Consider the following 21,938-nt stretch of genomic DNA (forward strand, 5'->3'; position numbering starts at 1 on the left):
TTTTGCTTAACGCAAAATACATTTGTTAAGCTAGTCTCGTTTTATGCTTTCGCATTGTCGCTAAGACTATTACAAACATGATGCCAACTTTTAAAAAAGCATATAAAACAAATAGATAGGATATTTTTGAAGTATTTCGCTCGAAAATAAGCTGTTTATTTGTTGCTAAATTGCAACAACAAAACAGCCATCATATTTTTATCTTTATAAAACAATTGGTTATATTGTCGCAATTTTGCAACAACTAATTTAATTTCTACTTTTAATCGAGCAAAAGCTGTTCGGTTCAGCCTGTATTTGCAAAGGTTTTTTTTAGTGAAACAATTTTTTTCTCAGTCGTTACAAAAACAAGCGCTAGTTGCCATGTTAGTGGGTGTACTTCCGATCGTATTGCTTACACTGTGGTATGCCACCAGCATCTCGAAACACCAGCAAGAAACGCTTATTATTTACGATGAAAATCAGGAGCTTATACTCGAGTACAATTATATAAAAGCAGACGTAAATGGCATTGAAAAGGCGCTCAAAAACAACCAACTGTTAAAGAGTGAACAATTACAAATTAGTATCGAACAAAAATGGCAAACCACGCAAAATCGCATCGAATTACTAAAATTAAAACTCGCGAAAAGTGATTTTGTTGCTAAATTGCAACACGCGACATTATTAGACCCAAAAAGCGCTGACGAATTTGCGCAACTGGTGGCGCAACTTAAACAACTTGATGCCAACTTTGATGACACACTAGATACCCGCCTAGCAAATAAAAATGAACAGTTTAAGTCGTTACAAACCGAGTTTGTTGTTGGCCTTATTGTGTTACTGCCGATATTAGTGATTATTAGTTCGTTTTTAATCTTTCGCATTTGTCGTCAACTCAATCAGGTTGAAACCGTGTTATCTGATGTAGGTAAGGGGCAGTTAGATCAGCCGATAAAATTATCAGGTAGCCATGAGCTGCAACAACTTGGCAGGCGACTTGACTGGCTTCGCTTGGCACTAAAACGCGTGCAACAACAAAAGGAAACTTTTTTACGTCATGTCACACACGAACTGAAAACACCGCTAGCCTCGATTAATGAAGGCAGCAGCTTATTAAACAGCGGTTTACTTGGCGAGGTAAGTGATAAACAAGGTAGAATTCTAACCATAATGCAACAATCGGTAGAAAAGCTTGCACGCATGATTGATGATTTACTTAATTACAGTGCAGCCAGCCACCCTGACGGATTACAACAGGTCACCTCTTTCAACACACTTGAAGAAGAAATTAACCGTCACTTAAGTGATACTATTGCGAATAAGGACATCGCTATATGTTGGCACATTAGCGCTACAAATAAGGTACCTCACTTACCGTGTAAATTGATCCTTACGCAACTAGTCAGCAATGCGCTAAATCATGCGACGAGCACAGTAGATATTTACATTAGACAAAATCATAATACCATTGAACTTAACGTGGCGGACGACGGACCAGGCATTAATCAAGAAGAAGCACACTTACTTTTTCAGCCTTTTTACCAAAGCGAACACAATAAAAACAAGCAAGGTTCTGGGTTAGGGCTTGCCATTGTGTCAGAATGCGTCAATCAATTAAAAGGCGATATCACATGGCAAGAAACAGACTCAGGTGCAAACATACTAATTACATTCCCAAGCCAATGAAGATATTTAAACTCATTACACAGTTAAGTGCGTCACTGTTTATTGTCGCATGTACAAGTACACCACCTGTGCAAAATAACAGTGAACACACTCAGCCGACAACAAATACAAATAAAGCGGTAGAACAAACGCATCAACCGATTACCGCGGTTATAAGCGCCTTGCTTGCAAATTGTACTCAAGCGCCAACACGTCCAACTCTTGAAAACGAGGCGTTACAAACATTTATTGGTGAATACTGTACAACAACCTCTACCAACAAACAGTTAAAACTGATTGAAGAAATTAAAACCAACGCGTTATGGCCAAATGATTACGTGGTTTGGTTTGATTCGCTAACTTGGCATACGGAAAACTTACGAAAACAAAAGATCACTAACTTTTATTCAGATTCAAAAGCTCAAAAACACGAGCAACAATTGCTCGAGCTGCAAAGGCAATTAATTGAACTTAAACAAAAGCTAGTCGACATTGAAAAACAACGCCTTGAAACCTCTCTTTCAGAAAACAGAACACAATAAAGGACACCTATGAAACATTTGGCTAGCGCTGCCAATTTATTACTGGTTGACGATGACACTGCGCTTGCAGAACTGCTTGCGATTCGCCTTGAAGGCAACGGATATAATGTCACTGTGGCTGAAAATGGTAATCAAGCACTTGCCCTGTTAAAGCAAACCGCCATTGATTTAGTGATCACCGATTTTAAAATGGCGAATATGGATGGCTTTGCTCTTAATCAAGAAATCAAAAAATTTTACACTGGCATGCCAGTAATTATGATGACGGCACATGGCTCTATTCCCGATGCGGTAGATGCCATGCACCAAGGGTTTGTTAGCTTTTTAACAAAACCTATCGATAGCCAACAAATGCTTGATGTGATTGAAAAAACGCTTGCCGGCAAAGTAAGCCAAAACAGCAGTGTTGAGCCAGATAACTTTCATGGCCTCATTTACCAAAGTGAAAAAATGCACCAATTAGTGCAGCAAATAAAAGCGCTGGCAAACAGTAAGGTTAATATCCTTATTCAAGGTCAAAGCGGTAGCGGTAAAGAAGTCGCAGCAAAAGCCATTCACTTAGCCAGTAATCAAGCCAACGGTCCTTTTATTGCTATTAACTGTGGTGCAATGCCAGGTCACTTACTTGAATCAGAGTTATTTGGTCATAAAAAAGGTGCCTTCACAGGTGCTGTAAGCGATAAAGAAGGTCTAGTACAAGCGGCCAATGGCGGTACCTTATTTTTAGATGAAATTGGCGATATGCCGCTTGATTTGCAAGTTAAATTATTACGGGTGTTACAAGAGAAAAAAGTTCGTCCGGTTGGCAGCCAAGTTGAACAAGAAGTCGATATTCGTGTGGTCTCGGCAAGCCATAAAAATATTGTGCAAGCGGTCAAAGATAATCAATTTCGTGAAGATTTGTATTATCGCCTAAATGTGGTTTCAATTACCTTACCGAGCTTAAAAGAACGCTTAGATGATATCCCCCTGCTCGCCACGCGATTTTTAGCCAAACTCACTGACGATGCCAAACAATTTAACCCACAAAGTATCACGCGCATGCTAAGTTACGATTGGCCGGGTAATGTACGTCAACTACACAATATCGTTGAACACTGTATTGCCATTAGTGCTGGAAATATTATTACCGAAGATGTTGTTGCAAACGCATTGCCTGATTCAGACGAAACGCATAACGCCTTTGTTGGTTTAAATGAAGCCAAACGTCAGTTTGAATATGACTATATTCAAAAGGTGTTAGCACTGTCTGGTGGCAATGTGTCTGAAGCTGCAAAACTGGCACAACGAAACCGTTCCGACTTTTACAAATTAATGAAAAAACACGAAATTAATAATGAGTGATCATACAGTTACGTAATAGTGTTCCGTTACACTTTGGCGTTATCACCGCTTTTGGATTGGTTTAAGTCTGCAAGTAAAATGAGGCTTAAACCAATTATCGCAATATTCGTTGTAACTGGATTAAATGCTTCAATCAGTAACGTCGGCTGTAAAATCGCAACAAACAGTAATAAAACACATAATGCTAAGATATTGAAAAATAAAAGCAGCTTTGAACGATAAAAAACAAAAATCAGCAGACCGAACAACACTTCCCCAACTCCTGCGGCTTTCGTAATGAAGTATGAGGCTTCTTCAGAAAACCCGATACTCGCCGTCATTAATTGTTCAAGTGGCGCAATATGCACTAGTTTTGGAAAAATTCCGTGATACAACCAACTGAAACTCACGATATAACGAGCAATTTGAACTGATGACACCGAGCTTCGTCCTTGATTTACAGCATTAAATTGACGTCATCCTAACATCAAAACACCCAGCAACGTTTTAAAGATTGCAAAAAACACCAATTTAAATCGCTTACGATGTATTCCAACCATAAAAAACACCCAAACAACGACGCGCCGTTTGGGTGTTAGCCCCAAGCCTTACAGCATTTTTCGCAAAATAAGTTTAAGCGCGCCCAAGCATACGCAATAAGGTGACATCTTTACTCAACAGGTGATGTTTAAACGCACCCAGAATATGCAACGCAATCAATCCAGTTAAACCATAGGCAATATACGAATGCGCTGCTTTAGCTAAAATGAAAATGGTTTCGTTATAGGGAACAGCTGCAGAATCGATGTAATTACTGGCAACCAATGTAAAACCAAAAATATCAATACCGTAACCGCCGAAACCTGAGTACAACATACCACTTATAGGCATCAAGATAGTACCGGCTAATAGCGCCCAGTGGGCTGCTTCGATGAGCTTTTGTTGATGGTGTGACACCGCTGATGTAGGCGTTAGCAACCCTTTTTGAAGACGATACAAAGCACGCGGAAGTACGACTAGCAAAGCTAACACACCAATAGACTTATGCGTTGGGTAAAGTGCCCACACCTCCCAATACACCATGTAATAACCTACGCTGATCAGGCCCAACATAATAAACGCGCTCAACCAATGAAAGTAGCGAGTGGTACGATAAAGTGACGGTATATTCATTTTAATTACTCCAATTATGTAATGCGCCATACGTTAAAGTGCACAATAACTGGGGTAAAGTTGGCTGTGATAAATTCACTTATTTTGGGATGAACAGCACACCTCCATTCATCCCAAAAGCCGATATTTACTGGGCTAAAAGCTGTTTCACAAGTTGCCGTTGTGATTTGCTCACAGGTACGTTTTGCGCATTAGCAAGTACTAAATTGGCATTACCTGCTCGAATGTTTTGCATGTGTTCTGTATGCGCTAAATTAACAATGTAAGAACGATGTGTGCGAATAAAGTAATCACTTGGTAATAAAGCGATAAGCTCTTTCATTGTCATGCGCAGTAAATAGGTTTTATGTTTTGTCACTATGTCGATATAGTTACCGGACGATTTAGCGTAATAGATATCACTAAAAGCTAACCTCAATTCAGATGTGACTAACTGGCCTGACAATGGTGCTTTTTCGTCACTTACAACAACGCTTGAATTTGCGCAGTTTTCTGCGGTACTCGATTCAGAAAAGAGCTGCTTTCTCGCCCAGATCACCAGAACAATACCGCCATAAGCAAAAACGTGTTTATGCCAATTATAAAACACACTTTCTTGCCATCTAATTCCCTCAAACAAGATATCTAAACTAGTATTAACGCACAGTACAATAAGCAGCGAACTTACACCTATTGATAAGATACGTTTAAACGAAAACTGCGCCTGTAACCCCATACAAATAAGTGGTGTTATCAGTAACCAAATACCGTATTTCTGCAATGACCACGCAATAGACGAGGCAATATCAACACGTGTTTTTGCAATAAATAAACTATGAACGGTACAATTTAAACAAACCAAACTCAGCATAAATAACCATGCGAGTGTCAGTAATTGATAATCTTTAAGGGTAAGAAATTTTTTAGCGAGCACAACCATTCCTGTCTTTGCAAAACGAGTGTGTAATCATAAGAAATGGTCTTGTCTGAGTAAAATGCTATTTTCGAAAGAGATATATTCGATAGCAATAGCAATGCAAGGGTTTAAACGCAGTTCATATTTATTCGCCGAGTAATGATCAGCGCGTTTACAGTAGATGCCTTGTGCAGGTGTCACCTACTGTAAACCCCGATTACAATTAATGAGGCTTAATAAATTCGCCCGCTAGCGCGCCGGTAAACGTGCCCGCTTTAATCACATGCTGGCCATTTATAAACACATCGTTAAATCCACTGGTCAATACATTCCATTGTTTAAAGCTGGCATTGACCGTTACATCTTTAGGATCAAACACAATCAAATCAGCGGATAGTCCGTGTTTTATTGCGCCTCGGTCTGAAATATTGAGTGCATTTGCTGTGGCCGTTGTACTTTGATAAATAAACGTTTCTAAACTAAGTACCTGCTGCTCAAGCACATACGTGGTTAGTTTTTTAGCAAAACTCGCATATTTACGCGGGTGACCATTGCTTCCATCTGATGATGTGACAACCCACGGTTTAACCATAAAGTGATTAACATCCTGTTCCGACATATTAAACGATGCAACTTTCACGACAGGACCTTGTGCCAACTCAATCACGGTATCTGCAGGCGTAAGTGAACGGTCTTTTGCAACCTCAGCGAGGGTTTTACCAGTAATCCCCTCTTGCTCTGTCACGGTAATAAGCAAGCGTTCAGCCCCACCACGACGACGGATATTTTCACTTATTTCAGTAAAAATTTGTTGATATAAACGTTTATCTTTTAAGCGCTTAATAGTGGCTTTTTTACCCCCTTCGCGCACCCAGCTTGGTACAACAGCGCCACTGATTGAGGTACCTGATGCAAGCCAAGGATATTGGTCAGCTGTTATCTTTATGCCGCGTTGCTGCGCGGCTTCAACAAGTGCAATGGCATCATTTGCTTGTCCCCATACATCAACGCCGAGCGCTTTAATATGACCAAGATGCAATGGCATCTTGGCTTGCTCCGCTACATGAATTGCCTCTTTTACCGCGTTTAAAAAGCCAATATTAAAAGTACTTTCGTCTCGTAAATGCGTTTCATAAATACCTTGGTAATTGGCAGCGACTTTAGCAAGTGAAACCACTTCTTCTGTCGTTGCAAACGTACCCGGTAAATAATAAAGCCCTGTTGATAAACCTAAGGCACCAGCTTGCATATTGCGCTCAACAAGGGCTTTCATTTTATTCATTTCTCGCGTAGTGGGTTGACGGTCTTCTTTTCCCATTACCGCATTGCGCACTGTATTATGGCCGATAAAAAATGCCACATTTGTACCAATACCGTGCGATAACAGCTGCTTTGTAGTTTTAGCAATTGAGAGCGGGCTTTTGCCATCGTTACCATTAATTACAGTGGTGACTCCTTGCGTGAGGTAGTTCAAATTAGCGCTCGTTTTTTCGTTTTTCAGTTCAGACAAGCTGTGCGTATGAGGGTCAATAAAGCCTGGACTAATCACTTTACTACCGTAATCAATATAATTTACATCTAAAGAACGGTATTTAAAGCGCTGGCCGATATCACATATCGTTTTTCCACAAATTGCGATATCAAGAGCTTCAAAGGATTTTTTATCGCTATTGAATACGCGTTCGCTACTGATCACATAATCAATTTGTGGCTTGGCAAACACACTAAGACTCAACACACTCAATGTTAATAGTAGATACTTCATGGTGTTTCCTATTTTGCTGTTTTGGACTGATTAAGTAAGGTTTCACTCAAGGTGTTCGCTGCCGAAATTGCCACTTGCTTAATCACCTTACGATTGGTGTTATCACCCATTTCGTATGTAATGGCGTGCACACCATAGGTATCTGATAACCACTGTTTAAATACGCCGCGCCCTGGGTTATGTCCCGGCTTATCAAGCACAGTGAAATTTGGCTCTGCATTCGCTAAGCGTTCAAGCCAATTAACGGTGGTATCATCAGGTGTTAAGCCTTTGCCTTGCGGCATAGTGTAAAACACATCGTGGTGTGTTGAGTGAAAATCAACACCGTAGGTTATCTTGCCGCCACGTTTAACTATCGTATCTAAATATTGCTTAATTGCCGCGGTTTCAGGTTGCTTAAAGTGTTTCCAATCGCGGTTGAGGTCAACCCCGTTAACATTGTGTCGCCAATGACCAAGTGCTACACCATCAGGGTTAATATTTGGTACAAACACAATATTGTAGTGTTGCCTAAAAGTTGAATTTTCTAGCAGGGTTTCACTAAATGGGAAATACGCTAAAGCACCGGTAATTTCTGGTGGGTGCTGGCGTCCTATCACCAATAAATATTTGTCGCTTTGCCCTTTACTCAATAGCGCTGTAATCGCGCGTCCTTGAACCGATTGGCCAAGAGAAACTGAGGTTAATTCAAACCGCGTTTTAATGTTTTGCATCCAATTTTCATACGTGTGATTAGACACAATTTCTTGTCCTGCAACCAATAATGGCGTGTCGCCAAGTGTCACTTGGAACACTAAATCACCGTTTTTAATACGGTACGGTAGCGCGGTCCAACTTACACCATCAACACTAGCCTTGGGATGATAACGATGTTTACCACCATAGTACTTAACCCTAACGGTCACTTCACTTGCGGTTTTTGCCTGTAACTTAAACGCGTACCAAGGGCTGTCATTAATCGGTTTATTTTCCGGTTTAATGCTAATTGAGACATGGTTGCCATTGATTTTGCAATCATTCACTCGTGCACTTTCAAAATCAGTCGTTAACAACAGTGACTCACTTTGACAGCTTGCTTTACCATCAAAATTAACGCTTGCGTGTAACGTGCAGCAAATGAATAAAAGCGATGCAGATAAGAGATGTTTATGAAATAACATAATGTGCCTTAAGAATACGAGAAATAGCGGCATTTGTTCATGCCGCTGGTTGCTTACATCACGTTTCAGAATTAAAACGATTTGCTGATATCAAAATAGAAATAACGGCCTCGGTTAGAATGCACACTTGAAAAGTAACCAAAGCTTTCATCCGCAATCGGTGGCTTCTCGTCAGCAATATTGCGAACGCCAACACGTATACGCGTTTTCGATAACCACCCTGCGTCTTTAAAACGATAGTCGCCGTATAAGTTTATGGTCGTAAAACTATCTATTGGCAGAGGCTCACCATCTGATGTGGTAATGCTAGTATCGTAAAAATCACTTACGTAGTTTGCAGTGGTACCGACTGACCACTGGTCGCGCTTAAAACGCATTGACGCATACGCGCGCCACTCAGGTCGGCCATTTTGCTGGATTAAATCGCCAGCGCCCGTAATCACAATAGATTCTGGTACGGCTGGATCGCCAGCTTGCTGCGCCGCTAGCACTTGCGCTGTTATGTCATCAGGTTGTTGCTCAAAACGAATTAAGCGCGCTGCGTTCACCTTAAAATCAAAATTACCGAAGTCGGTTTTTAAATAATAAAAAACACTAAAATCAACGCCTTCAATTTCTCTTGGGCTTAAGTTGTCATATTGATTATTAACATGGATCACTTCATTGTCATCGCCGCGAATAACATTTGGGTTACTGCCACCTTGCGAGCGCAATAATGAATCATACAGTAAATGCGTTTGACTGTTTAAAATACCCACCACACCATCTTGTTCGATATTCCACCAGTCGGCAGTCACAGTGATGTTATCAAATGGCATAAGTACTAAACCAAACGATGTATTAGTATCGTCTTCAGGTTTTAAGTTTTTGTTACCACCGCGAATTTCTGTTATGCCATAAGAACTGTCGGTAATCGGGTCGTAGCGCGTATTTGAACGTGAAATTCCTTGCTCAACAACCTGTGGTAAGTTTGGCGCTCTAAACCCTTCGGCATAGGCGGCACGTACCTGTAACCAATCGCTTGGCATCCAACTCAATGCCACTTTAGGTTTGGTCACTGATCCCACATCAGAAAAGTTTTCATAACGCGCAGCAAGTTGAAGCTCTAAATTTTTGGCAAACGCTCTATCCATTAATAATGGTGCGACAAATTCAACATAGGCTGAAAACACATTGCGTGAGCCATTTGAGTCTGGGGTATTGCTAGAGCCTAACACACCACTTTCAGACAACATTTCGCCGCTATTTTTATCAAAAAACGCTTTACTACCATCTAACAAGGGGTCACGATCATCTGAATAGGTTTCACGGCGGAATTCTACACCACTGGCCATTCCCACTTCGCCATCGCCTAATTCAAATAGCGCAGCGTTTGAAACTTTAAAGTCCATAAGTGCCAGAGATGTTTTACTTTCTCGGTCGATATTTACTAAAAACTGATCAATCACAGCTTGTGAATTAGGTGTTGCATCACCTGAGTTTAAGTTTGCTGGGTCTGCACCATTAAAAATGTTATATGCTGTCGCTGCATCTGTACTATTTACCGCATCAAAAAAGGCATTCGCATCAATACGGTTGTAAGTTTTATCATGGGTTTTCGCTTCGCTGTACAGTACCGCACTTTCCCAATCCCAATCCTGATAATAACCAGACAAACCTGTTAACACCCGAAAGCTTGTATCTTTAACCTGAATGTCTCGCAATCCTGTATCAACTGGACGGTAACGGCGCATTGTCACTGTTTCACCGAACGGGTTGTAATACGCATCAGGACTGATAGTAAAGCGTTGCGCGGTTAAATTGCCAGCTTGTTCACGCCAGCGCTGAGTTTCTGCATGGTAATAAATGGCTTCGCCAAATAATGTGATGTCGTTATCCAAGTCGTGATTTAAATAGCCGTAAAAGTTTGCACGTTGCACGTCAGAGGTCATGCTTTGCTCGAGTGCACGATCATAACGCATGTCGCGCGACAAACTGCCCTTATCAGCACATAAACCGTCGCCTAACTCAACAACACAGCCTGACATTGTATTTGGTTGAATATGAAATGTTTTTAGCGTATCTGTTGAAAATTCACCCCAAGGTGATGAGGTTGAACGATTATCAAGTTGCGTATCGCCAATATATTCTTCAGGTAACCCTGCGTATTCTCTGCGGTCTTGCGAAGCCGCATAATCTCTGTCTGACGCGGGCATGCCTTTTCTGTCATATAGGCTTAAGCTCATTGTTAGGTGGGTTTTGTCATCATTAAACGATAACCCTGTTGCACCAGAGATACTTGTTTGACTAAGCTCTGTACCTTGTGACGTACCGTGGTTTACACTGATACGTGAGCCTTCATAATCATCTTTTAATACATAGTTCACAACACCCGCTACGGCATCTGAGCCATAAATTGCCGCAGCACCATCACGTAAAACTTCAACACGCTTTAAACCACTTACCGGTAAAGTGTTTGCATTAACCGTTGACACTGGAACAAAGTTTTCAGTTTGCGTGCCTGGGTGTAACACTAAACGACGACCATTTAATAAGGTAAGTGTATTACCAGTACCTAAGCCACGTAAGTTAATTGACGATACATCGCCACGTGCATCGTTTACACCACCAATAGCACGTTCGTTATTAAACGCCATTTCACCGATTTGTGGAATTGAACGTAACAACTCTTCACCGGTTGCCGCCCCTGTTGCTGCGATATCGTCACTGCTCATTACTGTAATCGGTAGGGTATCTGCCACTTGAGCACGTTTGATATTTGACCCAAGTACTTCGACACGTTCTATTTCAGTGTCTTTTGTCGTTTGCTCATTTGCGTTTGCTGTTATGCTGGTTATCACAGCCAGTGCCATTGCACTTAGCTGAAATCTGGTTTTGCCCGTGTTGTTCATAATGAATTACCATTTATTGTTATAGTGACGCTACCAAACAGGGTTAGCTGTTCATTTCTGAATAACAAAAGTTACAGATGGGCTTCAAAATAACAACTTATAGTTTTTTACCACCCCATAACCTAAAGTTATGCATAGCGATTATTTCGTCACTACCAGGGAGGATTTCACCTTTGTTAATATGACGTTACATCTTTCTCACAGAAACTCGTTTTATTGCATAAAATAATATACAAATATAATAAATCGATAAGTTGAGCAGACTTTTGGTTTACAACGAGTCCAATTTAGCGACTTGCTAAGCATTAAATTCAGCATTACAAGAACGAGAGCACTATGCGATTAAGACACATTGAAGTATTTCACGCCATATACACAACTGGTTCAATCACCAATGCGGCGCAGTTTCTTCATGTTTCTCAACCATCAGTGAGTAAGGTGTTGGCTCATGCCGAACAACAATTGGGTTTTGCACTATTTGAACGGGTAAAAGGACGCCTGATCCCCACTTCGCAAGCAGAAGCCTTGTTTAGCGAAGTTGACAAGGTATACAAGCAGATCCGCGGGGTTAGAAATACCGCAGAAAATATCAAGAAAAGCAGCTCTGGGCACATTAATATTGGCTTTACTCCAGCGCTTGGTTTTGATCTTATTCCTCTTGTAATTAGCGAATTTAAAAAGCGCTACCCAGGAGTACATATAAACTTGCAAACATTGCATAACGAAGATGTACAACAAGCTTTGATGGAACATAAACTCGATTTAGCAATTATGTTTTCTCCTCCACCGATAGCTAACATCAGCGCAATTCCACTTTGTAAAAGCGAGATGGTAATGGTTGCACCCAAGCCAATTTTACCGTCGCAGCAAACTGATATCGAAACCAGTGAGCTGGCAAAGCATGAACTAATCGGCATTTGGGATAGCGGCCCGCTCGGTGACTTATTATGGAATCGCTTATCCGAAAATGAAGTCAGTGTGTCAAGTTCGATTCAAGTACAAACCTATTTCATTGCGTCGCGTTTAGTGGCGCAAAATATTGGCGTATGTGTGGTAGATGAATTTACTGCGCGAGGTAATTTAACAAATGATACCGACTACGCAGGATTCAAACCTAAGCTGGAATTTGATGTACAAGCGCTTCATTTAAGTGATAAACCTTTATCGGTTAACTGCCAGGCATTTATCGATATTTTAATGAAACAGGTTTAGTTAACACATTCAAAAATAACACCTATAACCTTTAGTTATAGGCCTAAAAAGGCTTGGAAATAGGCAAGATTTGTACATTCACTTAGTGTAGAGGTATCAACATTAAGAACAACGAGACCCACTATGCTACAAGCCCCTTATTTAGTTTTCCTTGGCGATGCCACCGATCCACTTTCCATCAAAATGGCCAAAGGCGTAGCCACATGGAAGCCAGAGTTATGCGTTGGTCAATATCGTTTAGATGGCTGTTCTGAAAGTGCTAACTTACCCGATATGAGCATTGCCGAAGCTGCTGAAAAAGGAGCGAAAACCTTTGTACTAGGGTTTGCCAATTCTGGCGGTAAAATTGATGAAAGCTGGCTGCCCTATATAAAAGAAGCAATTAAAAATGGCATGGATATCGTCAGCGGCCTTCACGATAAGCTCACTGATTTTCAGGAGCTTGTAGCGCTAAGTTCCCAACATCACTGCAAATTAATCGACATTCGCCACCCAACTGAAAAGTTCGCCACCGGTACTGGCTATAAACGCGGCGGTAAACGCCTATTGACCGTTGGTACTGACTGTTCGGTTGGCAAAATGTATACTTCGTTAGCCCTTGAGAGTGCAATGCGTGAAAACGGCATAAATGTGGATTTTCGCGCAACAGGTCAATGCGGCGTACTAATTGAGGGCAAAGGCCTTGCAATTGACTGTGTAGTGGCAGATTTTATTAGCGGTGCAGCGGAAACATTATCACCCAATAATACTGCTGATCACTGGGATATAATCGAAGGCCAAGGTTCGTTATCGCATCCCGCCTTTGCAGGTGTCAGCCTTGGATTATTGCACGGTTCACAACCGGATGCCCTGGTTATTTGTCATGCGCTTGGACGCAGTTCAATGCGCGGGCTAACAGATCGCCCTTTACCTACCTTAAAGCACACAATCGAACTTAATCTTGCGGCGGCCAGTATCACTAATCCAGCGGTTAAAGTTGCTGGTATTACAATTAATACATCCTCGGTAAGTGAACAACAAGCCAATGAAATCTGCCGTAATTTAAGTCAAGAGCTGGGACTTCCCGTGGTTGATCCATTACGTCATGGCGTACAATCAATTGTGGACAATCTATAATGGCAATTTCGATATCATTACATCAACAATCTTGGCCCTTAGCACAGCCGTTTCGTATTTCACGCGGGGTTAAAAGCCATGCACAAACGATTGTTGTGACTATTTCAGACGGCGAATTTCAAGGCTTTGGCGAAGCAGTGCCCTATGCCCGCTATGGTGAAACCTGTGCATCAGTAGCTGCACAAATCGAAGCGCTGGGCTGTGAATTTTCATCAGACGCTGCGCTTCAGCACGCAATCAGTGAGTTAAAAGCAGGCGCCGCTCGTAACGCGCTTGATTGCGCACTTTGGGACTTTAACGCGAAGTCACAATCGCAAAGTGTTAGCAAAATGCTGAAAATACCATTACACCCCTTAACGACAGCTCAAACAATTAGTTTAGACAGTACACAAAATATGGCTATTGCGGCAAAAGCATTAGCCAATGCACCGCTCATTAAGGTCAAACTTGATGCCGATTCGGTGCTAGATAAAATGAAAGCAATTCACGTAGCAGCGCCACACAGCAAATTTATTGTTGATGCGAATGAAGCATGGAATTTCGATTTATTAAAAGCTGTACTGCCTACGCTGAAACAGTACAATGTTGCATTGATAGAACAACCCCTGCCAGCCGGTAATGATCAGGCGCTCACTCAGTTAACGCCGTGCGTTCCAATCTGTGCCGACGAATCATGCCATACACGACACCAATTAGCAGAGCTTAAAAACCGCTATCAGGCAATCAATATTAAGCTTGATAAAACTGGCGGTCTAACCGAGGCACTAGCTTTATTAAACGAAGCAAAACAACACGGTTTTATTATTATGACCGGCTGCATGGTAGCGAGTTCGTTAGCGATGGCACCCGCCTTTCTAATTGCGCAGCACGCTGATTTTGTTGATTTAGACGGGCCTTTGCTCCTTAGCAGCGATATTGCATGTGGCTTTGAGTTTCATGGTACACAAATGTCTCAACCCACCCCCTTTATTTGGGGGGAAGCAAAAGCACACTCAAGCAAAATAACGGGACTTTAGTATGAGCAAGCGTGACTTTTATACGACATTTGCCCAAGCCAAGCACGCAGCACACACTTTTAACTTTACCAGTGCTATCGACTATCGCTATCGGCGTTGCCAATGTGATAGTCGTTTACATTCTAATCCGCAGTCCTATTACAAAAATGAGTGGCAAGGCTGGCATGATTTTTTAAACACAGCCCCTGCCACAGAAAGACTTTACAAAGATTACTCCAGTGCAAAACGCGTTGCTGCAAACGCAAATTTTAAAAATGCCCGTGCATATAAGCTATTTTGTAAAACAGTTGACGAACGCCTGCCCAAAGTGCCCGAACAGTTTTACGCAGAGCAATGGCAAGGTTGGTCGCACTTTCTCGGCATTAAAAGAAAGACCTATTACCAAGACTACAAAGAAGCCCAGCAAGCTGCAAAAGCGCTCGGTATTTCGAGTTCGCTTGCTTATTTTGCAACGCGTAAAGAACATGACGAAAAGCTGCCTCCTAACCCAATTAAACATTATTTGAATGACTGGGTATCTTGGTATGACTTTTTAGGCACTAAACGTGAAGACAATAAGCTTTACAACGAATACAACACCGCCAAATCGGTTGCGAAACAATTTAAGTTTACCTCAGCCAGTGATTATCAAAAACGCGCGAAACGTTGTGACATTCGCCTACCCTGTAAACCGCGTGAAAAGTACAAAGAAGACTGGATTAGTTGGGGTGATTTCTTAGGATTATGCGATTGTAGCCAACACACACTACCTTCGTTTTCAACACTTAAAACTATGGTGCGCGAACAGCAATTTCGCAGTATTAATGACTATGTTACCAAGCGCCATTTCATTGCAGACAACCTGCCGATTTTACCTAACGAGGTCTATGATGAGTGGCAAGGTTGGCGAGATTTTTTAGGTGCGAGTTACCGCACCAATCAGTGTTTTCCTACGCTGACTCATTATATGCGCTAGTTAGACGCAAGTAACTGACGAGCGGGTTGATTGTAACTAAGCGTTATGACATTTGATGCCAAATCATACGATGACAGGTATTTCGCTATACTCGTAAACGTGGTGGTATAAATTTTCGTACCATGATCATCGGTCGACACGCCATCCATAAATAAGTTTCCCATTGCCAATTTTGCACGGTTTACTCTAATACGCTGCGGCTTAAAATACGCTTTGGTGTTCGCTTTTAATTGCTGTTTATCTGTAGTTTGATAAATCGCTGAGTTAATTAGATCTAATAAATGCTCGTTGCAATTTTGATATTTTGTTGAGTAAGGGTTTGATATAAGTGAGTAATTGCTATTGTGCAGAGTAATATTATTACCGTTAACAACGGCTTCAATTAGTCGAGATTGTAGGTCGCTGTCAGGAATAATAATACCCGCAGTAAGCTCTGGCACACCCCAAAAAAAATCCACAGGATAATCTGTCACTAAACTGCTTTTGTCTTTATCTTTTGGCTCTTGATACAAGTTATAAATAGCATACCCTTTTGCTGTGTCGCTGTTATCAAGGGCAATTTCAGAATAAATCGCTAATGCCGAATGGGTAAAATTAACTCCTTTTGGTAAATCTTTTTTCGCTTGCCCTATGCGCGCAATAATAAATGCACGCGCACCTTTTTTAGCTGCATAGTGCTCAACTTGTTTAGCAAACGCGGTTACATCCTCAACCGGAAACGTTTGCTTTTGTTGTTGCTGGCTGCCTGCAATGGCAGCCTTCGATAACAACAAGCAACTAATTAATGCATATGTCCATTTCATAATGTTTCTCCCTTAATGCTATTTAACCCGGAAATAAGTAACAGGAGCTGCTAGAAACTCATTTGTTATCCCGAATTAAGATTATTACTTAATTACTGCTTGCACTTTTTCTTCATTGCATGTGCAGGTGAACGGTCTACTGTGATAGTCACCTCGGTAATTTCAAGCGGTGCATCTGGTTTTTTGCTAAGTGATTTTGCAGTGCGTATTGCTTTATCGCCCGCAGCCATACTCACCATGCCAACACTGCCAGCGGCAATTAAAGGTACCGCGACTACACCGCTAGCAACTTGTGCTGAGCCTTTTGCTGAATGGACCGTTGCTAGCGATGAATGCTTGCTCGCCTCACTAAAATTATCTGATGCTGCATTTGCGTGATACGGCATTGCTGCGAAAAGTACTGAACTGATTACAATTGATTTAATAAACTTCATGTTAATTCCTCTTGGGTGGTTCCGTTTACGCTTTTTAAATTAGGAGAAAGAATTATCTATGTAAACCAAAATGGTTGAAGTATGAAATTTAAAGACTTAAAGTATCAAAAAATAATACCAAGGATGATTATGAGCCAAATTAAAAGCGTCACTTTAACGCTTAAACAATTGCTTAAACAACATAAACTTACCTACCGCGTTGTTGCAGCGCATCTAGATTTAAGTGAAGCAAATGTAAAGCGTGTTTTTGCTAGTAATAACTTTTCGCTAACGCGGCTTGAACAAATTTGCCAACTGCTCAATATTAGCCTTACTGATTTGTTTTCATTAACTGAGAAACAACAAAGCCAATTATCACAATTAAACTTAGAACAAGAACAACAGCTGGTTGATGATCCTAAACTGTTACTTGTTGCGGTATGTATTCGCGATGGCTGGCAATTTGATGAAATTATTGACCAATACGATATAGATCAATTCGAAGCGATCCGTTTGATGGCGAAGTTAGACAAACTCAAAATTATTCAGCTATTGCCCAATAATCATTATAAATCGCTTATCGCACAAGATTTTCGTTGGCAAAAAAATGGACCATTAGAGCGCTTTATGGAAAACGAAGTCATGACTAAGTTTATGGCTAACAAATTCGATAACATTGATGCATCTCGCTTTTATTTACGCGGCCGTTATTCACAAACTTCCATCGATTACATTAAGAAGAAACTAGAACAGCTGACTAAAGAAGCCGCACAACTCAATATTGAAGATGCTGATCTTGCCCTTGATAAACGCAAACACATGGGCATATTGTTTGCGATGCGGCCATGGGAGCCATCGTTATTCGAACAGTTTAGACGCACAAAAAGTTAATTTAGTAGCATAAATCAATACCAAAAAGCGTAAAATAAGCAACTTTCAAATATAAAGTTTACTTATATGTAATTATCCCGATACTTGTATGTAACTTAATTCACAAGCATGGAAAAATAATATGGATAATTTAAAACCAACCAGCGCATTTAAATTAAGCGCTATCGCAAGTTTAGTGATTGGCATGGGCGCGTATTTAATTGGCTTATACAATGCAACATTACTGTTGAACGAAAAAGGTTATTACCTAATTATTTTGCTTTACAGTTTATTTGCAGCAGTGTCGTTACAAAAAGTGGTACGTGATAAACAACAAGGTTTACCTATATCAAAGCCATACACAATGATTTGCTGGGTATCACTGGCAATTGCTATCGCATTACTTGCGATTGGCCTGTTTAATGCCGACATGTTACTCAGTGAAAAGGGCTTTTTTGCCATGGCGTATACCTTATCATTGTTTTCAGCCATCACGGTACAAAAGAATATTCGCGATATGTTAGCGTTCAAACAGGATGAATATGCCCCTGCATCGCCAGAAATAATTGAATAATAGTAATTAAAAAGGGAAGCTCGCTTCCCTTTTTTTACATTTGTAACCACGTAATTACAATAATCACCAATAACTACAGGCTTACACTTTTCATTACTCTACACTAGCGCGAAATCTTACTATAAAGAGTAACGTCCGTGCTTATTAGAAAAACACTTATCGCATCATCGCTAATGATGGTGTGTGCAAATGCCACCGCTGGCGCTTTTCAACTCAATGAACACAGTGCATCAGGTTTAGGCCGAGCCTTTGCAGGTGACGCTGCGATTGCCGATGATGCCAGTATTGTTGCGCGTAACCCTGCAGGTATGAGCAAAATTAAAGACGCACAAATCAGTGGTGTTGTGTCATACATTGCGCCCGATGTGTCGGTATCTGGGTTAAGTGCCTCAAATGGCAGTGATATCACAAGCTTAAATGACAACAGCATCGCGCCTTCAGCTGTCATTCCAGCAGGATATTTTGTGTTGCCAATCGACGAGCGTTTCACGCTTGGTGGTGGTGCGTTTTCAAACTATGGTTTAAGCACCGAGCTAAATGACGATTATAACGCTGGCCAACTCGCCGGCGAAACATCACTTACCACGGTCAATTTTAACCTAAGTGCTGCATACAAGGTAACAGAGCAACTGAGCGTAGGCGCAGGTTTAAATTTAGTCTATGCCGACGCAAACTTAGTTAGACACTTTGGTGAAACAGCATTTAACCTACCAAATGAGTTAGAAGCAGCAAACTTAGAAGGTGATGATATTGCATTTGGTTGGAATATCGGTGCATTGTACGAAATAAACCATGACCACCGTTTTGGCCTAAGCTACCGCTCTCAAGTAGAGCTCGATCTAGAAGGTGATTACTCTAATCAACTACCGACTATGATTGGTGGTTTACAAGGTAAGGTATTACCAGGCGAACTTGCCATTACCTTACCTGATATTGCTGAGTTTTCGGGTTATCATGCGTTAACTTCGGCATTGGCTATTCATTACAGCGTGCAATGGACCGACTGGAGTGATTTCCAAGAGTTAGCCGCTTATGTTGAAGGCAAAGAAGACGCAGTATTTACCAAAACTGAAGATTTCAGCGATGCATATCGTGTATCGCTCGGTGCGAGTTATCAGCTTACACCGACAGTAATGATCCGTGCAGGTATCGCCAATGACGCGACACCGACTAACTCGGCGCACAAGTCAATTTCAATTCCAGATAGCGACCGAATTTGGTACAGCACCGGCTTAAGCTATTCGCCTAACAAACAGCATAAAATTGATTTTGCAGTCACCTTCATTGACGGTGAGTCGGTTAGTTTTGAAGAACGTGATGATTTAGGCCAAACTTGGGGTTTTGAATCGCACGGCGACGCCAGTTTAGCTGCAGTGCAATACAGCTACACATTCTAATCGTAAAAAGAGGCATTTGCCTCTTTTTTAGCGTTGTTTTATCACAAGCCCTGCAGCTTTTTTCAATGGCTGTTCAAAGCCAATATAGGTTGCATGGCCCGCCCCATTATGAAAATGTGCTTGCTGTTGCATTGGCAGAAAAGGGGTTCGCCACTCGATAAAGGCTATATCGTCTATAAACACCTCTCCACTGTGCTCAAACTCAAACAACACGCGAATACTGCGATACCCTACTCTTGGCGTATTAAATCACTGGCTATTTCCTGCCAATTTCCATTAAGCTCAATGCTATCTATTCGATGTTTTTTACCATTCTTTAGTGAGTCGAGTAATTTACCTCGCGTTTTACGCCCCTGCCAATAAACATTAACCCTACCTTTACCTTTCACCATTGCACTGACGGTTGCTGGGTTTCCCGCTCGGTAAACACGAGTAAAGTTAGTCATTGCCAGTTGCGAATGCCCATTATCACCTTGGCTTTGTAGCGCATAATCGCCACTGAAAGCCTGTTTATCACTGATCTGAAACGAACTTTGATCCAAATTAAATCCACGATCATGAGAATAATATGCCATGTGGGTTTCTAAATTCGCGTTATTTATCAAATTTATCCCCAATCGATAGCGGTTTATTTCACTCGTTTTAACGGCCGTAACATGTCCTTCGCTTGCACGATAAGGCAAGGGTAAAACACGTTTATTTTGTGCAGGAAGTGTAATTTCAAATTCTTTCGCCACTTTTGTGTTTGGTAATATAACGCCATGGCCGGCATTTCGTGCAAAATGGGTATTGCGTTTACTGGTTAGTTCATCAAGACGTGTCAAAATACGCGTACGATGACTGCCTGTAGCCGGTGTTGGCACATAGCCCTGTAGATAAACCGGCACAACTTCAGCACGATAGAAGCGATCGCCATCCATCCAAACGTACAACATAAATGAATGATTTGTAGCGTAAAAAAACTGATCAAAAATAAAGTTGCCCATTGAATACGCAATCAGCTTTCCGTTATACACTTCAAAACCCTGCGCAACGTGCGGATGGTGTGCAATTGCCAGATCTGCGCCGGCGTCAATTGCCGCCTTTAAGCGTGCCTCGGTCATCATTGACGGTTCATCTTGGTATTCCAGACTGCCATGATATTGCGCAACCGTTACACGATTATCTGCCACTTCGCGTTTCACTGTAGCAACAATATTGTCATAAGAGCCATGGGCTGCTCCGCCCTTTACCTTTGCTGCTGTTTGACTAGGCTGTGCACTGCCTTCCCATCCAACATAACCAAGCATTGCGTACTGATTACCTTGAATAGATGTACGATACGCTTTAAGTGCTTCGGCTTCATTAACGCCTGCGCCTGAATACGGCATTTGGTAATAATTCAGCGCTTCTAGGGTGGATTTTAGACCTGAGTCTAAGTAATCGTAAGTATGGTTATTTCCAAGAGTGACGTAATCAACACCCGCATCTTTAAGTGCGCTAATCGTCTCTGGTGGTGAGAAAAACGTCACCGATTTAGGCGCACGTTGCGTTGGTATTTTATCCGCTATTTGGCTTTCTAAATTAACCGCTGCAAAGTCGGCTTTTTTAATGTAAGGCGCCATATACTGAACAATTGCTTTGGTATCAGTGGCGATCGTTTCATCGTGAATAAGAGTAGGATTATCAAAATACGGTTTGGCATAACGTCTGCCCATCATTACGTCGCCGCCAAACGCTAACAGAACCCGCTCTTTTTTCTTAGCAACTAAGGTGATTTTGCCTAAATCAACATTGCCTGTATGGCTGTTTTCAAGTTCGAAGTGCGAATAGCTAAAGCGCATACTATAAAAATTAGAAGCACTAATATCGAGCGCATATATGGCATGTTTTGACAGCTCTAATGAAAAATCACCTTCACTTGAAGTAACAACGGATGTGTCGCCAATTTTTATATGTGCATTGGCAATTGGTTTATTGGTATCTGTAACAACCTTGCCCGACAACATCATTAAGTTCTCTGCTTTGGTCACCAGCGGCAAGAGTAAACACACTGTAAGCGCTATTCGTAAAATCATTTTTTAAAGTTTGTTTTTTGGTTATGAAGCAACACGCTAACACGGAAAACACACCAGCAACAGTGACAGAATAAAGGGAGTGCATAACCTGAGGTTATAGCCCTGTATGGAATTAAAGTATAGTGTCAA

The 21,938-nt window shown here is 41.4% G+C and carries 20 protein-coding genes; 10 read left to right on the top strand and 10 right to left on the bottom strand.

Features of this window, described 5'->3' with window-relative positions:
* Window positions 1–315: 315 nt before the first annotated feature.
* From ACHSBP_RS14580 to ACHSBP_RS14590, 3 genes are read left to right on the top strand one after another with little or no spacing between them, the layout of a single operon-like run.
* Window positions 316–1,668: a sensor histidine kinase KdpD gene (locus ACHSBP_RS14580; RefSeq protein WP_010558928.1), complete on the top strand. Its 1,353-nt coding sequence runs from the start codon at window positions 316–318 to the stop codon at window positions 1,666–1,668.
* Window positions 1,665–2,189, top strand: a complete 525-nt coding sequence (locus tag ACHSBP_RS14585; protein ID WP_395389301.1) for a hypothetical protein — start codon at window positions 1,665–1,667, stop codon at window positions 2,187–2,189. The genes ACHSBP_RS14580 and ACHSBP_RS14585 overlap by 4 nt, the downstream gene beginning before the upstream one ends.
* A gap of 9 nt (window positions 2,190–2,198) precedes the next feature.
* Window positions 2,199–3,533, top strand: coding sequence for a sigma-54 dependent transcriptional regulator (locus ACHSBP_RS14590; RefSeq protein ID WP_010558926.1), 1,335 nt, complete (start codon window positions 2,199–2,201; stop codon window positions 3,531–3,533).
* Window positions 3,534–3,559: 26 nt separating this feature from the next.
* Here the strand turns inward: ACHSBP_RS14590 and ACHSBP_RS14595 are convergent, their stop codons facing one another.
* The 6 genes from ACHSBP_RS14595 to ACHSBP_RS14620 all read right to left on the bottom strand — a co-directional run bounded on the left by ACHSBP_RS14595 (window position 3,560) and on the right by ACHSBP_RS14620 (window position 11,396).
* Window positions 3,560–3,952, bottom strand: a complete 393-nt coding sequence (locus tag ACHSBP_RS14595; RefSeq protein ID WP_395389304.1) for a DoxX-like family protein — start codon at window positions 3,950–3,952, stop codon at window positions 3,560–3,562.
* 193 nt (window positions 3,953–4,145) lie between these two features.
* The gene (locus ACHSBP_RS14600; protein WP_395389306.1) at window positions 4,146–4,685 is read right to left on the bottom strand and encodes a cytochrome b; all 540 of its coding nucleotides are present in this window, start codon (window positions 4,683–4,685) and stop codon (window positions 4,146–4,148) included.
* A gap of 127 nt (window positions 4,686–4,812) precedes the next feature.
* Entirely contained in the window at window positions 4,813–5,598 is a 786-nt protein-coding gene (locus ACHSBP_RS14605; RefSeq protein WP_395389307.1) for a LytR/AlgR family response regulator transcription factor, read from the bottom strand.
* A 205-nt stretch (window positions 5,599–5,803) separates the two neighbouring features.
* Window positions 5,804–7,345 (bottom strand): amidohydrolase family protein, encoded by a 1,542-nt coding sequence (locus tag ACHSBP_RS14610; RefSeq protein WP_010558922.1) that lies wholly within the window; start codon window positions 7,343–7,345, stop codon window positions 5,804–5,806.
* Window positions 7,346–7,353: 8 nt separating this feature from the next.
* On the bottom strand, window positions 7,354–8,505 hold the full coding sequence (locus tag ACHSBP_RS14615; protein ID WP_010558921.1) for a M14-type cytosolic carboxypeptidase: 1,152 nt from the start codon (window positions 8,503–8,505) through the stop codon (window positions 7,354–7,356).
* A gap of 71 nt (window positions 8,506–8,576) precedes the next feature.
* Entirely contained in the window at window positions 8,577–11,396 is a 2,820-nt protein-coding gene (locus ACHSBP_RS14620; RefSeq protein ID WP_010558920.1) for a TonB-dependent receptor domain-containing protein, read from the bottom strand.
* 336 nt (window positions 11,397–11,732) lie between these two features.
* Here ACHSBP_RS14620 and ACHSBP_RS14625 point away from each other — a divergent pair, with 336 nt between their 5' ends.
* The 4 genes from ACHSBP_RS14625 (at window position 11,733) to ACHSBP_RS14640 (ending at window position 15,695) form a co-directional block, all read left to right on the top strand.
* Window positions 11,733–12,608, top strand: a complete 876-nt coding sequence (locus ACHSBP_RS14625; protein WP_010558919.1) for a LysR family transcriptional regulator — start codon at window positions 11,733–11,735, stop codon at window positions 12,606–12,608.
* A 123-nt stretch (window positions 12,609–12,731) separates the two neighbouring features.
* Window positions 12,732–13,724, top strand: a complete 993-nt coding sequence (dgcN, locus tag ACHSBP_RS14630) for an N-acetyltransferase DgcN (RefSeq protein ID WP_010558918.1) — start codon at window positions 12,732–12,734, stop codon at window positions 13,722–13,724.
* The gene (gene dgcA, locus ACHSBP_RS14635) at window positions 13,724–14,740 is read left to right on the top strand and encodes an N-acetyl-D-Glu racemase DgcA (protein ID WP_010558917.1); all 1,017 of its coding nucleotides are present in this window, start codon (window positions 13,724–13,726) and stop codon (window positions 14,738–14,740) included. Before dgcN ends, dgcA begins: the two co-directional genes overlap by 1 nt.
* 1 nt (window position 14,741) lies before the next feature.
* The gene (locus tag ACHSBP_RS14640) at window positions 14,742–15,695 is read left to right on the top strand and encodes an integrase repeat-containing protein (protein ID WP_010558916.1); all 954 of its coding nucleotides are present in this window, start codon (window positions 14,742–14,744) and stop codon (window positions 15,693–15,695) included.
* Here the strand turns inward: ACHSBP_RS14640 and ACHSBP_RS14645 are convergent.
* Together ACHSBP_RS14645 and ACHSBP_RS14650 are read right to left on the bottom strand one after the other, a co-directional pair.
* Entirely contained in the window at window positions 15,692–16,498 is an 807-nt protein-coding gene (locus ACHSBP_RS14645; protein WP_395389311.1) for a DUF2145 domain-containing protein, read from the bottom strand. The genes ACHSBP_RS14640 and ACHSBP_RS14645 overlap by 4 nt on opposite strands.
* 92 nt (window positions 16,499–16,590) lie before the next feature.
* Complete coding sequence (locus ACHSBP_RS14650) at window positions 16,591–16,932, bottom strand: hypothetical protein (RefSeq protein ID WP_010558914.1); 342 nt, start codon at window positions 16,930–16,932, stop codon at window positions 16,591–16,593.
* Between the two features lie 129 nt (window positions 16,933–17,061).
* Here ACHSBP_RS14650 and ACHSBP_RS14655 point away from each other — a divergent pair, with 129 nt between their 5' ends.
* From ACHSBP_RS14655 to ACHSBP_RS14665, 3 genes are all read left to right on the top strand, one after another.
* Window positions 17,062–17,802, top strand: a complete 741-nt coding sequence (locus tag ACHSBP_RS14655; RefSeq protein WP_395389314.1) for a helix-turn-helix domain-containing protein — start codon at window positions 17,062–17,064, stop codon at window positions 17,800–17,802.
* Window positions 17,803–17,923: 121 nt separating this feature from the next.
* On the top strand, window positions 17,924–18,355 hold the full coding sequence (gene yiaA, locus ACHSBP_RS14660) for an inner membrane protein YiaA (protein WP_395389315.1): 432 nt from the start codon (window positions 17,924–17,926) through the stop codon (window positions 18,353–18,355).
* Window positions 18,356–18,492: 137 nt separating this feature from the next.
* Window positions 18,493–19,752: an outer membrane protein transport protein gene (locus ACHSBP_RS14665; RefSeq protein WP_395389317.1), complete on the top strand. Its 1,260-nt coding sequence runs from the start codon at window positions 18,493–18,495 to the stop codon at window positions 19,750–19,752.
* A 27-nt stretch (window positions 19,753–19,779) separates the two neighbouring features.
* Here ACHSBP_RS14665 and ACHSBP_RS14670 read toward each other — a convergent pair whose 3' ends face one another.
* Window positions 19,780–19,965: a hypothetical protein gene (locus ACHSBP_RS14670; protein WP_395389319.1), complete on the bottom strand. Its 186-nt coding sequence runs from the start codon at window positions 19,963–19,965 to the stop codon at window positions 19,780–19,782.
* Between the two features lie 17 nt (window positions 19,966–19,982).
* Window positions 19,983–21,809, bottom strand: coding sequence for a CapA family protein (locus ACHSBP_RS14675; protein ID WP_395389321.1), 1,827 nt, complete (start codon window positions 21,807–21,809; stop codon window positions 19,983–19,985).
* Between the last annotated feature and the right edge of the window lie 129 nt (window positions 21,810–21,938).

The sequence above is a fragment of the Pseudoalteromonas sp. XMcav1-K genome (genome assembly GCF_044005875.1).
Classification (GTDB): domain Bacteria; phylum Pseudomonadota; class Gammaproteobacteria; order Enterobacterales; family Alteromonadaceae; genus Pseudoalteromonas; species Pseudoalteromonas spongiae.